The organism is Myxococcus sp. NMCA1 (genome assembly GCF_026810205.1).
Lineage (GTDB): Bacteria > Myxococcota > Myxococcia > Myxococcales > Myxococcaceae > Myxococcus > Myxococcus xanthus_A.
On the sequence record NZ_CP113950.1, the window covers coordinates 3,907,202 to 3,920,578 of the forward strand.

A 13,377-nucleotide genomic window follows, 5' to 3' on the forward strand; every position below is an offset into this window, starting at 1 on the left:
GAAAGGCGTTCTTTGCCGGTCTTGATATGAAGACAATCTATTTTGTCTCAAGTGAAATATGCCATGGCGATGATATGAAAATTAGTAATTGCTAGATTAGAATTCGTGATGGATGGTGATTATGTGTGGCTGTTTTGGAGCCGTTGGATGGGGCGGTCCGACGCATGAGGTTCTGTGGTGATTGATGTCAGGCTGTCATGCTTCGATTCCAGGAAAAGCTGTGAACCTGTTTGTCTATTTGGGGGTCTTGATCTCATGACCGGTGCTTCAATGACGCGCTTGGAAGCTGGAGTCCTCACGCTCACCTTCAACCGGCCGCAAAAGAAGAATGCCTTCAACGGCGAGCTCTACGAGGCAGCGGCGCAGGCGTTGCTCGATGCCGACAGGAATGAGGCGGTCCGGGTGGTCGTCCTGACGGGAGCGGGCGACAACTTCACGTCGGGCAACGACATCAAGGACTTCCTCCAGAAGCCGCCCAACAGCGAAGACAATCCGTTCCTGCGGTTCATGCGCGCCATCTCCCGCTTCGAGAAGCCGCTCGTGGCGGGCGTGGATGGCGTCGCGGTGGGCGTCGGAACGACCATGCTGCTGCACTGCGACCATGTGGTGGCCAGCGCACGCGCGATGTTCAGTATGCCTTTCGTGAACCTCGGGCTGTGCCCGGAGGGGGCCTCCAGCGTGCTGCTGCCACGCCTGGCGGGGATGTCGCTGGCTTCGGAGTTGCTGATGTTTGGCGACACTTTCGATGCGGCCACCGCGCTACGGGCGCGCATCGTGCATCAGGTGGTGCCAGAGATTGAGCTCGCGGAGGTGGTCTCCCAGCGTGCCTCGGCGCTGGCCGCCAAGCCCGTGGAGGCGCTCCGTTTAACAAAACGTCTGTTACGAGAACCGCTTCGCGCTGAAGTGGACGCGGCGCTCCAGCGCGAAGGCAAGCATCTCTTTGAGAGAATCGCGTCCGCGGAGGCCCAGGCGGTGTTTGCTGCGTTTCTCAGTGGCCGGAAATAATCTTTCTCAAAGCCAGACAAAGACAGGCCCCAGCACGGGGTCCGTGGTGAGGATAAAGGTGCCCTGGAGCAGGTCGAGCAGTTCCAGCGGCACCGCGACAGGCTTTTCCGCCGACACGGGGGCGCCTCGGTTGCCCGCGTGGATCAGCCTCCCGTCCTCGAGGAGGATGGCCCAGCTCACGTCGCCTGTTCTGTCCGAGTGAGGTTGATGGCAGTGCCGTGCCACGGCCGCGCGCGCGGGGGACGGGAGGTCCGTCAAGGGTTTCAGGCGCGCGGGGGCCTCCAGGCGCCCGTCGGAGCGGAAGCGGACCTCCATCAGGATGGCCTGGTGAGGGTTCTTCAGTGACGCCGCGACCAGGGCCGCATGGACGCGGCCGGCTTCGTCAATCCACACGCCCGGCTCCGAACCGGGAAGGCCGCGCAGTCCACGGATGAGGGTGCTCGCTGCGCGGATCAGCCGTCCGGCGCCAGTGGCGCGCACGTGCTGGACTTCCAGCCCGCCGGGGGCCTCGCTCACCAGGATGATGCTGATGCCGTTGCCCACCGATGCGGGCTGGAGCGTGGCGCGCGCCGCGATGGGGACGGCGGTGAGCTTCACCCGGCCCACCTCCTTGCCTGGGGTGACGTGCACGGCGTCCATGCTGGACTGGAACCGGATGAGGCGCAGGTCCAGGCCTCCTGCCCCGAGGAGCGGAATGAAGAGCTCACCGGCATGCGTCTCGAGCGGCGGGCGGATGAGCTGGGCGGGGGGGGCCTCCAGGTCGAAGCGGAAGGGGGTCTGGGGTGTCGCGGGGGGGGCCAGCGCGAGGAGCGAGGCGCCGTTGCGCCACAGCGTCCAGCTCACGGCCTCGCCGCCCGGCGCGTCGTTGGTCCAGGGGGCCATGGCGTCGCTGGCGCCGGGCTCGACGGTGCCCAGGACCTTCGAGGTCCTCCGGCTGACGCCGCGCCCTTCCTCGTCCGTCTCGTCCACGAAGACGGCCTGCATCAGCAGGGAGCGTCCCTCCAATTGTTGCAGCCAGACGGCGCTCATGCCCGAGTAGGCCCCACCGCCCAGCATGACGCCCACCGAGGCCGGCCCGGGGGCGCCCGCCATGACGTCGAACTCCACCGGGGCCGACACGGCGTCGACGCCCGCCGCCCGGAGCCGCGCCGTGACCTGGTAGCGGCCGGGCTTGCGGATGGGCAGCCACTCCTGGAGTGCAACGACGGACTCCAGCGTCTGTCCGGTGCCCAGGCGCACCCGTGGCGCCACGACACCGCCGATGGGCTGCGCCAGCTCCCGGGAGATGACGGCATGGTGGTTGACGTCATGGCCTTTCGGGTACTCGGGGCCGGTGACGGTGTAGGTCAGGGACTGGTCGGCGTGGCGGAAGGGGTCGGGAAGCTCCAGGGGGGTGGCGCTCTCGTTGGAGAGCAGCACGCGCACGTCCAGGTCCTCCGAGGTGACGAGCTGCGCTTTGGGGAGCCTGAGCTGGATGCGCATGGGCGTACCTCGTGACGTGGGCGTGGGGGGGGGGCCAGAGGACGTGGCGGGGCTCGACGAGGTGAGGGTCATCATGAGCAGCCACGGACCGCGCAGGAGGGCGCTCATGGCCGCGCGTTCCGTGCTCCGTCACAGTCCAGGGCGTGGGTGTGCCACCCGCGGAGGCGCAGCATGCACAGCCCGCAGAAGCGCCGCTCCGACGTGAAGTCGTAGCCCATCAGGCAATCCTTCCCGTCGAGGTCGTGCCGCTTCGCCAGGGCCCCGCCAATCTTGCGGTGCACGGGGAAGGGGGCATGGGGCAGGAAGAGCTGGTGCCCGATTTCATGGGCCAGCGTCTGCTCCAGGGTGTTGAGGGTGCGGTGGTAGTTGTCCGCCGCCGCGCACTGGATGACGGCGCAGCGGTCCCGCTTGCGCGAGGGGAACTCCGACGCGAAGCCGTTCACGCGAATCCCGTCGACGGTCGTCTCCAGGTTGTAGAGCCCGGAGAACTGGAAGAGCACGATGCCCGGCGCCGTCCCCAGCGCGGAGTCGAGGGCCTGGGTGAGCAGCTCCTTCGCCCAGTCCTTGCATTGCCGGTGGTAGTCGCGCGCTGTCAGCAGGGACAGCCGTCGCTCCCGCGTGGCCGCGAGCCACCGGGGAAGGTCCGCGTCCTGGCAACGCTTCACGCGCGTCACCTCGGCCAGGAACTCCGGGTAGGTGCGGAAGGTGATGGCGTGGCCGTTCGCCGTGTATTGGTCCACCGCGGGGTCGATGGCCGCGCGAAGCTCCCAGTGCCGCGACGCCGCCACCGCCTTGGCGATGCACGCGTTGTAGTCCCGTGCACTCCAATCCGAGACGCCACCGGTCTTGTCCTCCAGTCGGAGGTAGGCGCGCTCGAAGTAGCCCTGCACGGTGGCGAGCGAGAAGCCGGAGACGCCCGCGTCCTTGCGCATGAGGCGGGAGATGTGGACCTCGCGCCAGGATTCGAAGACGCCGGTGGCGGCGCGCACGGCGGCGGGCAGCGGTCCATCGTCGTCCACGTCCAGCACCACGCCGCCATCCCTGCGGCGGTCATAGGCAAGCTGCACGGTGACTCGCCAGGCGTCTCCCGCGATGCTGGAGGGCTGGAACACCACGCCTGTGCGTCCCGCGAAGGCCCCTGTGGTCCAGGCCTGGCTGTAGGCCGCCCAGCCGCGCTTGTTGCAGGGCGTGACGCGGAAGGGGAAGACGCCGTCACGGGGCTCGGCCTGGGGCGCGTAGCCTGCCTGTCTGGGAAACACCGCCGACGACGGCGCACCGCGCTTGCCGCCCACGTCCCGGTGCGCGTTGTCGCCCTTGGGTTGTGACGTCGAACAGTGACGGTCCAGCGCATGTTTGAGGAAGGCCCGGGCCGTGGGGGCATGGTGTTCGATGGCCTCCGTCTCGTCCTCCCAGTCCCAGAGGAAGCGCACGCGGCCCAGGGCCTTCGGCGCATCCACCCGGTTGCCGCGCGAGTCCTTCAGCCAGGCTCGGGCGAACAGCGGAAGCTCCGGTCCGCTACCCCAGTGCTTGCGGTGCAGTTGGTGGTCCGTGTCATCGGACATCTCCGACGGCTTTGTCTTGAAGGCGTTCCCGACCAGCCGGATTTCAGCCTTCTCGCCGGGCGCGGGGAGCCGCTTCAACGACTGGGTCAGCTCACGGTCGCGTGGTCGCGAGAGCACCCGAGGCTCACCCAGCTCCAGGTCAACGCCCGCCACCAGGACGTGGAAGAACGTCCACGCCACGGGCGCCTGCTCCAGTCCGCTGCCTTGGAGCGTCAGCTTCAGCTTGTACGGCGAGTGCTCCACCGTGACGACGCCATCTGGGAATGTCTCCGACTCGGGCACGCGGCCATCCCATTTCCACCGGTGCTCGCCTTGGACGAGCTCCTCGTGGCTGAGCTCGCGCGACCACAGCGGCGCCGTGCGGTAGCGCGTGAAGAGCTCCAGCTTTCCGGCGCGCACCAGCCCGCCTGTATTGAGCAGGCGCCACGTCAACTCCACCGGCTCGACCTCGGGCGCGAAGTGGAAGCCGTCATCACCCCCTGTCAGCGCGGGGAAGGGCACGGGGCGGTGGCAGCGGGATTGGGGACCTCCAGGGCTGCGGAGCCGGAAGTCCGCGACGCCATGGCTGGCGGGACGGAGGCGGTTGCGGTTGCGTCCTCCGGGCGCAGCGAGGGCGACACTGGCCGTCAGTGAGATGCGTGCCATGGGTGGGGGCCTCAGGCGTCGTGCAGGCGGATGAGCTCGCGGGAGATGTCCGCGAGCTGTCCCGTTTCTGGCAGGCCATGGCGGCGCTGGAACGCTCGCACGGCGGACTTCGTCGAGGCTCCGGGCGACCCGCGCTCACCTTCAATGGCGTAGCCCAGGTTGTGCAACCGCTCCTGCGCGGCCCGGAGGGCGTCGGACTCGAATCCCGGGAGCGACTGGAGTTGCAGCGCCCAGCGGAGCGTCACCGGCTCGGACGCGGCGGCGGCGGGCGCGGCGTCCGGAAAGTCCTCATCGGCGACGGCGGGTGGGTAGGGCGGAGGCACGCCCTTGGCGGCGGCGGGAGGCGCGCTCCGGCGGGGCGGCGGCGCTGGCGGCTTGGACAGCTTCACCAGCAACTCACCCGCGGCGAGGCCCGGGACTTCGTGGCTCAGCGAGCCATCCGCCGCCGTCCTGCCGCAGTGCTCGGTGCGGCCGACCGTGAGCACGTACTCCGTATCCGCGTAGGGCACTTCCTGTGGATCCAACAGGACCAGGTGCAGCCGTCGCTGCTTCAAGATGAAGGTACTGGTGTTTCCTGTCCGGATTGGTGCCGTCCTCGGACTGACCATGCCGCGCTCCCCCCGTGCCTGGATTCGCGATGGTGTCTGTGCGTCGTTGAAGGCGTGCCCAAGGTACGGGAACCCGGAGCGCCCTCTATCACCGGAAGTTCTGGGATAACCCTGTTCTGTGCGTCGGGTTAACGGACCTCAACCTGGTGGGTCAGTCAGAGGACGCATGCATGGCCAGCCGGGCGAGCCGGAGTGATCGCTGCGCGACGAGGCCACGTTCGCCGCCGCGTGCATGCCCGGCGCGCGCGGCGTGTCTATCTTGGCCACGGACGTTGAGTCTCGCTTTCTTGGAGGAGCCACGCATGCGCACCACGGACGTTGCCAGGCACGACGAAGCCAGGTGCATCTGGCCCGCACGAGCCGTGCTCGGCGAGGGCCCCTTCTGGATGGCCACCGAGGGCGCGCTCTACTGGCTCGACATCCCGGGCCGCAAGGTGCACCGGCTGGAGCTCCAGAGCGGTGCCCAGGCGAGCTGGGACACCCCTTTGCGTATCGCCTCGCTCGCGCCCCGGCGGAGTGGAGGCTTCATCGCGGGGACGGAGCGGGGCCTGGCCTTCTACGAGCCCCGGAGCGCGCGCCTGGAGCGGCTGCTGGACCCGGAGCCGGAGCGCCCCCACAACCGCTGCAATGACGGGAAGGTGGACCCACAAGGCCGCTTCTGGGTGGGCACCATGGATGACCACGAGAAGGCGCCCACCGGCGGGCTCTACCGGTTCGACGCCCAGGGACACCTCGCTCGAATCGATGAGGGCTACACCGTGACGAACGGCCCCGCCTTCAGCCCCGATGGGCGGACCCTCTATGTGAACGACTCGCCCCGGCGCGTCACCTACGCCTTCGACCTGAGCCCGGACGGCGCGGCCTCCCGTCGCCGGGAGTTCCTCCACTTCGACGAGCCCCACGGCTTCCCCGACGGAATGACGGTCGATGCGGAGGGCGGATTGTGGATTGCCTTCTACGGAGGGGGCTGCGTGCGCCGCTTCTCTCCGGACGGCGCGTGGCTGGCCGAGTACCGGCTGCCGGTGGCGAAGACGACCAGTGTCGCCTTCGCCGGGGACGCGTTGGACCGGCTGTTCGTCACCACCGGGCGGGATGGGCTCAGCGCGGAGGAACTCGAGGCCCAACCGCTGGCCGGTGGGCTCTTCGAGCTGACACCGGGCGTCGGCGGCGTCGCGCCGGTGCCCTTCGCGGGCTGACCCGGCTCAGCCTTCCTCTTCGACTTCTTCTTCGTACTGCCGCGGGGGCAGCTCCGCGGCGCGAGCCGCGCGCAGGTGCTGCACCGCGAGGAAGCCCACCGCGCCCAGGCCGAAGACGAAGACGAAGGGCCCGGGGAGCAGGCGCATGTTCAGCCCCGCGAACGCGAGCGACAGGGCCACCGCGCCCGCGGGCAGGTAGCGCGTCCAGGACGGGCGCTCCACCTCCGGGCGCAGCGCCAGCAGGGCGAGCACGGCCAGCAGCGCCAGCTCCACCACCACCGACGCGGGCAAATCCCAGCCGCGCAGGTGGGTGACGCCGCCGCCGTAGCTGTAGAGAATGTCGTCGGTGGGCCGCTGCGTGGCGATGACGCGCAGCTCGGGCGGGCCCTGGGGCACTGGCGCGTTGTCCGGCACGCCCAGGTCCAGCTTCGCCGTGCCCCACGGCGCGAACAGCGCCAGCAGGCACACCGCCACGCCGCCCAGGCCCAACAACCGCGGCATCGCCAGGAGCTGCCGGGGCTCGAAGTACGCGCCCACGCCGTCCTCTCCCGCGATGACCTTGCGGTACTGGTCATGGGCCACCAGCCCCACGCCCGCCACCATCAGGAGCGGTAGCACGCCCGGGCTGAGTGCGCGCAGCGCCAGCGCCACCATCACCGTGGTGGCGGTGGCGGCGGCCTCCGGCGTCATCAGCACCGCGGGCATCCGCTCGGTGAAGCCAGGCGACTGCTCCGCGGCGCGCAGCTCGCGTGCGACCAGCACCGTGCCACTCACCACCGCCAGCAGAGTCCCGAGGAGGCCCACGCCAGAGGAGGAGAGCAGGGCGGACAGGAAGACGGCGCAGCCCACCACGATGATGCCCAGCACCGTGGGCGAGTGGGCCGGCACGTGCGCCAGCCACTTCGGCCCGTCGTAGGGCGGGGCGGACTGGCCCGGGTCCGTCTTGTCCTCGGGCGGAAGCTCGGGCGCGTTACTCACGACATAGGGCCGCGATTGCTCATCCGCCTCCTCGAGAATGTCCGCCGCATAGGCGGGCTCCGCCAGGTCACGCTGGGGCCGCGAAGAGCGGAGCGCGGCCCGGGCGCCCGTTCCCTTGGGCGGCTCGGGCATGGTCGCCCCGCAGTTCTCGCAGTACCGCAACCGGGAATTGGAGTCTTCACCACACTCCAGGCACCGCATACCGCCACCTCGTTGGGACGACAGGGGCTACTTCCGCGCTGCCTCGGCGGGGGCGGAGGGCGTGGACAGCTCCTGAATGCGCAGGGCCAGCGTCTGCGGGTCGATAGGGCCCACATGCTTGCCCCGGATGATGCCGTTGGGGTCGATGAAGTACGTCTCCGGCACGCCCGCCACGCCGTAGTCCAGCGCCATCCGCGAACGAGGATCCACCAGCTGCGGGAAGCTGGCGCCGTACTGCTGGAGGAAGCCGCGCGCGTTGTCGTCGGTGTCCTGGAACACCACCCCCAGGAACACCGCCTGCGAGCCGTACTGCCGCGCGCCCCACTCCAGCACGGGGTGTTCGACGCGGCACGGGCCGCACCAGGACGCCCAGAAGTTGATGACCACCGGCCGGCCCTTCAGGTCGGCCAGGCTCACCTTCTCTCCGCTGTCCAGCGCGCGCAGCCCGAAGTCCGGGGCCGGCTTGCCCTTCATCATGAAGGGGACTTCGTGCGGGTTGCGCCCGAAGCCCTTGAACAACACGAAGAGCAGGCCCGCGCAGAGGACCACGAAGCCCAGCGTGTAACGCCAGCCCTTCATCAGGCGGCCCCTCGCTCGGCGTCACCACCCGTGAGCGGGGATGGGCCCACCGCCGGCGCGCCCGCCATGGCCACGGCGGCCTTCCGGCGCGGCCACAGCGCGATGAGGGTGCCCAGCACCAGCAGGGGGATGCTCCACCAGATCCACCCGACGAGCGGGAAGACCCAGATGTTGATGCTCGCCGTGCCGGCCTGCTCGGAGAAGGCCATCAGCGACACGTAGAGGTCCTCGGCCGGCGTCTCCCGGACACCGGGGGTGCCAATGGGGTCCGTGCTGCGCTCGTAGTAGTTGAGCCGCGGCTTCAGCTCGGAGACCTTGCCGCCCGGGGACGTCACCTCCATGCGCGCCGCCACGTAGGTGCGGTGGGGCTCCTCGCCGCTGACCAGGCCCAGGTACTTCATCTGGTAGCCGCCCAGCTCGATGACCTGCCCCTTCTTCAGCGTGCCGGAGGTGTGCTTCACGTACGCGGAGGACGCGGCCACCGCGACGATGATGAGCACGATGCCCAGGTGCACCACGTAGCCGCCGAAGCGGCGCTGGGCCTTGAGCGCGCTGGTGGTCAGCGCGGCGACGAAGCCTTCCTTGCGCTCGGACATGCGCACCCGCACCGGCGCCACCAGCTCCCGCACCGTGATGACGGTGACGAAGCCCGCCAGACCGAAGGTCATCAGCGGGTACACGCCGCGCAGGCCCACCGCGAAGCACGCCGCCGTCACCACCAGCCCCACCACGGAGGGGATGATGAACTGCCGGCGCAGCGTGGCCGGATCCGGCTTGCCCCAGGGGAGCACCGGGCCCACGCCCATCAGGAAGAGCACCGCGATGCCGCCCGGCACCGCCATCTTGTTGAAGTACGGCTCACCCACGCTCACGCGCACGCCGCGGACCGCCTCGGAGATGAGCGGGTACAGCGTGCCCAGCAGCACCGTGAAGGTGATGGCGACGAACACCAGGTTGTTCACCAGGATGCTCGCCTCGCGAGACAGCGGCGAGGACAGCTGGCCTTCCGGCACCAGCAGCGGACCGCGCACCGCCAGCAGGCCCACGCACAGCACCAGCAGGACGCCCAGGAACACCAGGAAGGTGGGCCCGATGTCGGACTGGGTGAACGAGTGCACCGAGTTGAAGATGCCCGAGCGCGTCATGAACGTGCCCAGGATGGTGAGCACGAAGGACGCGAGCGCGAGGCTGAGCGTCCACAGCTTCAGCATCCGCTTGCGCTCCTGCACCATGGTGGAGTGCATGAACGCCGTCGCCGTCAGCCAGGGCAGGAAGGACGCGTTCTCCACCGGATCCCACGCCCAGTAGCCGCCCCAGCCCAGCACGGCATAGGCCCACCAGGCGCCCAGGATGATGCCAATGGACAGGAAGAGCCACGCCACCAGCGTCCAGCGCCGCAGGGGCGCCATCCACGCTTCGCCAATCTCGCCGCGCAGCAGGCCCGCCACCGCGACGCCGAAGGGCACCGTCATGCCCACGTAGCCCAGGTACAGCATGGGCGGGTGGATGACCATCAGGATGTGGTTCTGCAGCAGCGGGTTGGGGCCGGGGCCGTCCGCCGGCACCGGGGACACCGCGCCCCAGGGGTTGGCCGGGCCCGCGATGAGGAAGGCGAAGAAGACGCCCACCGCCAGCATGGTGCCCAGCGCCAGCTGCATGTACCGCGCGTGCTCGCGCCGGTGGATGAAGGCGAAGACGGCGATGTATCCGCCCATGATGAGGCCCCAGAAGAGGATGGACCCCTCCAGGGCGCTCCACAGCGAGACGATGGTGTAGACCAGCGGCGTGGCCCGGCTGCCCACCTGCGCCACGTAGCGCACGCTGAAGTCGTGCGTGACGAGCGCGTGGACCATCACCAGGTTGGAGCCCACCATGCAGGCGGCGAAGCCCCACACCGCGCGCAGCACCCACGGGAAGCCCGCGTCACTACGACGCAGGCCGCTCACCAGGCCCACGAGCGCGCCGAAGGCCGCGAACGCGAGCCCTCCGAGCACGAGGCCGTAGCCAACGGTTCCGTTCACTTCGCACCCATGGCGGTGGCGTCGGAGAGCGTCTCCTGCCACTGACGAGGATCCTCACCCTCCTTGGGGGCGCGGTACTCGTTGGAGTGGTTCACCATCAGCCGGTTGGAGCTGAAGACACCGGACTTGTCGTAGGTGCCTTCCACGACGACGCCAATCTTGTCGCGGAACATCTGCGGCGGCGTCTCCGTGGCGCGCACCAGCACGCTGGGCGCGCCTTCCTTGACGTCATCCGCCACGCGGAATTGCAGGGTGGTGTGCTCGGCGTTCCACTGGATGCTGCCTGCCTCCACCACGCCACCCAGGCGGATGGTGGCCGAGTACGCCTTGTCACCCTGGCCCAGCATCTCCGACGGGCTCCAGTAGTAGACGAGGTTCTCACCGATGTTGCCGAAGGCCACGAATCCCAGGCCGGCCCCCGCGACGAGCAGGGCCCCCAGGGCAATCAGACGGTTGCGAGCGACGGGAGACATGGCAACTCACTCCTTGGCGTCGGTGGGGGCTTTGGGCCGACGAACCCACAGGGACACAGCGTAGAGAACGAGCATGGCGACTGTAATGCCGTAGCAGGCCCAGACATAGCCCCAGCCGCCAACGATGCGGCCGCTGCCCACCTGTCCGGGCGCCGCCGCGAGGAGCCACAGCATCTGCGTGGAAAGCGTCATCATGTTCAGGCCACCCCCGAGGAGTTGGCGCCACCCGCGGCGGCGAGGTCCGACGGCAGCGCATCCGGGAGGGCCACCTCTGCCTGGCGCTCGGCCAGGGCCTGGCGGTAGCGCAGCACCAGGAACCAGAGGGTGAGGAACAGCATGCCGAACGCCGAAACGCGCAGGGCCAGCGTCATCTCCGGGTCCACCGTCTTCGGCGTGGACTGCACCTGGTGCAGGCTGCGCCACCACCGCACGGAGAACCACACGATGGGCAGGTTGATGGCGCCGATGATGGCCACCACCGAACTCCACGTGGCGCGCTTCTCCGGGTCCTCCACGAAGCGCCGCAGCACCAGGTAGCCGGTGTACGTCACCAGCATGATGGCCTGCGAGGTCAGGCGCGGATCCCAGGACCAGTAGACGCCCCAGGTCGGCCGGCCCCAGATGGCGCCGGTAATCATCCCCGCGGTGCCCAGCACCAGGCCAATCTCCGCGGACGCCTCGGCGGCGGCATCCAGCTTCCAGCTCGCCTTCATGAGGTAGCTGATGGCCACCCCGAAGTTGATGGCCATGGCCACCATGGCCACCCACTGGAGCGGGACGTGGACGTACATGATGCGCTGCACGTCACCCATCTCACGGTCCGGCGGTGCCCACGCCAGTCCCAGCCACCACCCCGCGGCGAGAACGACCAGGGCCAGCGCCGGCAGGCCCCACTTGATGAACTTTCCCATCCGTCAGTCCTCGATGATCCGCGGGAACAGCAAGAAGCCTACGCCCCAATAAATCAGATTGAATCCGCCTAAAAGCCCCGCCCATGAGTCAAACTGACGCATGGGGTCTCCCTGAAGTACGAGCGTGGTCGCCTTGGCCGCGGAGAGGAGGGCAGGGATGACCAGCGGGAACAATAGCAACGGCAGGAGCACATCCCGTGCCCGGGCATTGCTTGAAATCGCAGCGTAGACGGTTCCTGGGGCGCTCAAGGCCAGGCTGCCGAGCAGGAGGATGAGCCCCAGGTCCACCACGCTGGTGACGATGCGCACCCCGTACAGGGCCACCATGACGGGCACCAGCAGGACGCCCAGGGCCGTCAGCAGCAGGGTGTTGCCCAGGGCCTTGGACAGGAAGATGGCGCGGGCGTCGGCGGGCGCCAGCCGGATGCCGTCCATGCACGCGTTCTCCGACTCGACGCGGAACGACTCGCCCAGGGCGAGCACGCTGGCGAAGAGGATGGCCAACCAGAAGTAACCGCCGGCGTTCTTCTCCAGCAGCTTCGTGTCGGGGCCCAGCGCGAAGGAGAACATCAGCAGCGTGGCCAGCGCGAAGAAGATGATGGCGTTGAGGCGCGCGCGGGTGCGCCACTCGATGAGCAGGTCCTTGCGCAGCAGCGCCAGGGTCGCCGTCAAAAGGCCGATGGGGCGGGGACGCGAGGTGCTCATGCCGCCACCGCCCGGCCTTCCTGCAGGTGAAGGCGTTCTTCACACAGCGTCAGGCCTTGCTCGATGAGGTGGGTGGCCAGGATGACGGTGACGCCGCTGGCCTTGAGCTCCGCGATGATGGCCTCCATGTCGCGGATGCCGGCGGGGTCCAGCTCGCCGAAGGGCTCGTCGAGCAGCGCGATGGACGGCGCCTTGAGCAGCAGGCGGGCAATCGCCAAGCGCTTGCGCATGCCGGCGCTGAAGCTGCGGACCGGGCTGTCGGAGCGGCGGTCGAGCCCCACCCGGGTCAGCTCGGCGCTGGCGGCGTCCGCGGGCGAGGGCCGTCCCAAAAGCCGGGCCAGCACCGTGAGGTTCTGGTGCGCGGTGAGGTCCTCATAGAGGAAGCTGGCGTGCGACAGCAGCGCCACGTCTCGGCGCACCGCGTCGCGTTCCACCACCGCGTCGCGGCCGAGCACCTCCACCCGGCCCGCGGTGGGACTCAGGGCGGTGGCCAGCAGGCGCAGCAGGGTCGTCTTCCCGGAACCGTTGTGGCCGGTCAGCAGCAGCGAGCGTCCGGCGGGGAGCGCGTACGTGAGACGCGCCAGGGCCCACCGGCGGCCATACCGCTTGCTGACGTCATGCAGGGCAAGCGCGGGGGCGGCGGAGAGGGGAGGCATCGGCGGGGGCGTTCGTATCCGGAAACCAGAACGTCCACCAGTGAAACCCAAGGTGGTGGCCTGGACGGAGAAAGGGCGAGCCCGTCGGGAGGAAAGGTTTTCCTCCCTATGTGGTCGGAGGTGCCCGCCGGGGGCCTCCGGGGTTCCACGGAGGGGAACGTCCACTGCTCACCACGCGACCCGTTCGGACGGATGGCCCTCTCGACTGCCCGGTCCGGGGTGCCCAACCTCCTGGCACCTCCCCTGCAACGGTGCGCGGGCATGCGAGGCGGACTCAGCTGATCCGCGCGGAGGGCGTGAATGGCGACGGGCAAGGTGGTGCGAAGAGCGGTCAAGGCGGCGGCGGCGGGGATGA

At 69.1% G+C, this 13,377-nt stretch carries 13 protein-coding genes; 2 read left to right on the forward strand and 11 right to left on the reverse strand.

Translation table 11 applies throughout. The features are described 5' to 3' along the window. The first annotated feature begins 177 nt into the window (after positions 1-177). Complete coding sequence (locus OZ403_RS16715) at positions 178-1,005, forward strand: enoyl-CoA hydratase-related protein (RefSeq protein ID WP_268784602.1); 828 nt, start codon at positions 178-180, stop codon at positions 1,003-1,005. Positions 1,006-1,011: 6 nt separating this feature from the next. On the opposite strand, the gene OZ403_RS16720 is transcribed toward OZ403_RS16715, so the two are convergent. The 3 genes from OZ403_RS16720 to OZ403_RS16730 form a co-directional block, all read right to left on the reverse strand. Continuing rightward, a complete protein-coding gene (locus OZ403_RS16720) occupies positions 1,012-2,487 on the reverse strand; it encodes a hypothetical protein (RefSeq protein ID WP_268784603.1) in 1,476 nt (491 codons plus the stop codon). 104 nt (positions 2,488-2,591) lie between these two features. Then, positions 2,592-4,694: a hypothetical protein gene (locus OZ403_RS16725; RefSeq protein ID WP_268784604.1), complete on the reverse strand. Its 2,103-nt coding sequence runs from the start codon at positions 4,692-4,694 to the stop codon at positions 2,592-2,594. Between the two features lie 11 nt (positions 4,695-4,705). Next, the gene (locus tag OZ403_RS16730; RefSeq protein WP_237078333.1) at positions 4,706-5,248 is read right to left on the reverse strand and encodes a peptidoglycan-binding domain-containing protein; all 543 of its coding nucleotides are present in this window, start codon (positions 5,246-5,248) and stop codon (positions 4,706-4,708) included. Positions 5,249-5,604: 356 nt separating this feature from the next. Between OZ403_RS16730 and OZ403_RS16735 the strand changes: the two genes are divergently transcribed. Continuing rightward, complete coding sequence (locus OZ403_RS16735; RefSeq protein ID WP_268784605.1) at positions 5,605-6,498, forward strand: SMP-30/gluconolactonase/LRE family protein; 894 nt, start codon at positions 5,605-5,607, stop codon at positions 6,496-6,498. Positions 6,499-6,504: 6 nt separating this feature from the next. Here the strand turns inward: OZ403_RS16735 and OZ403_RS16740 are convergent, their stop codons facing one another. From OZ403_RS16740 to ccmA, 8 genes are all read right to left on the reverse strand, one after another. After that, a complete protein-coding gene (locus OZ403_RS16740; RefSeq protein WP_268784606.1) occupies positions 6,505-7,608 on the reverse strand; it encodes a zinc ribbon domain-containing protein in 1,104 nt (367 codons plus the stop codon). A gap of 96 nt (positions 7,609-7,704) precedes the next feature. Further along, positions 7,705-8,256: a TlpA family protein disulfide reductase gene (locus OZ403_RS16745; RefSeq protein ID WP_140791107.1), complete on the reverse strand. Its 552-nt coding sequence runs from the start codon at positions 8,254-8,256 to the stop codon at positions 7,705-7,707. Beyond that, the gene (locus OZ403_RS16750; RefSeq protein WP_140854555.1) at positions 8,256-10,277 is read right to left on the reverse strand and encodes a heme lyase CcmF/NrfE family subunit; all 2,022 of its coding nucleotides are present in this window, start codon (positions 10,275-10,277) and stop codon (positions 8,256-8,258) included. Before OZ403_RS16750 ends, OZ403_RS16745 begins: the two co-directional genes overlap by 1 nt. After that, positions 10,274-10,750: a cytochrome c maturation protein CcmE gene (locus OZ403_RS16755; protein ID WP_011553299.1), complete on the reverse strand. Its 477-nt coding sequence runs from the start codon at positions 10,748-10,750 to the stop codon at positions 10,274-10,276. Before OZ403_RS16755 ends, OZ403_RS16750 begins: the two co-directional genes overlap by 4 nt. Positions 10,751-10,756: 6 nt before the next feature. Beyond that, positions 10,757-10,945: a heme exporter protein CcmD gene (locus OZ403_RS16760; RefSeq protein WP_140791110.1), complete on the reverse strand. Its 189-nt coding sequence runs from the start codon at positions 10,943-10,945 to the stop codon at positions 10,757-10,759. A 2-nt stretch (positions 10,946-10,947) separates the two neighbouring features. Continuing rightward, on the reverse strand, positions 10,948-11,661 hold the full coding sequence (gene ccsA, locus OZ403_RS16765; protein WP_140791111.1) for a cytochrome c biogenesis protein CcsA: 714 nt from the start codon (positions 11,659-11,661) through the stop codon (positions 10,948-10,950). Between the two features lie 3 nt (positions 11,662-11,664). Beyond that, positions 11,665-12,366: a heme exporter protein CcmB gene (locus OZ403_RS16770; protein WP_140791112.1), complete on the reverse strand. Its 702-nt coding sequence runs from the start codon at positions 12,364-12,366 to the stop codon at positions 11,665-11,667. Next, a complete protein-coding gene (ccmA, locus tag OZ403_RS16775; RefSeq protein WP_140791113.1) occupies positions 12,363-13,022 on the reverse strand; it encodes a heme ABC exporter ATP-binding protein CcmA in 660 nt (219 codons plus the stop codon). The genes OZ403_RS16770 and ccmA overlap by 4 nt, the downstream gene beginning before the upstream one ends. Positions 13,023-13,377: the final 355 nt, after the last annotated feature.

Excerpts from the sequence above, each read along its gene's own strand:
- OZ403_RS16745 (WP_140791107.1), bottom strand. The coding sequence starts at position 8,256 with ATGAAGGGCTGGCGTTACACGCTGGGCTTCGTGGTCCTCTGCGCGGGC.
- OZ403_RS16740 (WP_268784606.1), bottom strand. The coding sequence starts at position 7,608 with ATGCCCGAGCCGCCCAAGGGAACGGGCGCCCGGGCCGCGCTCCGCTCT.
- OZ403_RS16755 (WP_011553299.1), bottom strand. The coding sequence starts at position 10,750 with ATGTCTCCCGTCGCTCGCAACCGTCTGATTGCCCTGGGGGCCCTGCTC.
- OZ403_RS16720 (WP_268784603.1), bottom strand. The coding sequence starts at position 2,487 with ATGCGCATCCAGCTCAGGCTCCCCAAAGCGCAGCTCGTCACCTCGGAG.
- OZ403_RS16760 (WP_140791110.1), bottom strand. The coding sequence starts at position 10,945 with ATGATGACGCTTTCCACGCAGATGCTGTGGCTCCTCGCGGCGGCGCCC.
- OZ403_RS16770 (WP_140791112.1), bottom strand. The coding sequence starts at position 12,366 with ATGAGCACCTCGCGTCCCCGCCCCATCGGCCTTTTGACGGCGACCCTG.
- OZ403_RS16735 (WP_268784605.1), top strand. The coding sequence starts at position 5,605 with ATGCGCACCACGGACGTTGCCAGGCACGACGAAGCCAGGTGCATCTGG.
- OZ403_RS16725 (WP_268784604.1), bottom strand. The coding sequence starts at position 4,694 with ATGGCACGCATCTCACTGACGGCCAGTGTCGCCCTCGCTGCGCCCGGA.
- ccmA (WP_140791113.1), bottom strand. The coding sequence starts at position 13,022 with ATGCCTCCCCTCTCCGCCGCCCCCGCGCTTGCCCTGCATGACGTCAGC.
- ccsA (WP_140791111.1), bottom strand. The coding sequence starts at position 11,661 with ATGGGAAAGTTCATCAAGTGGGGCCTGCCGGCGCTGGCCCTGGTCGTT.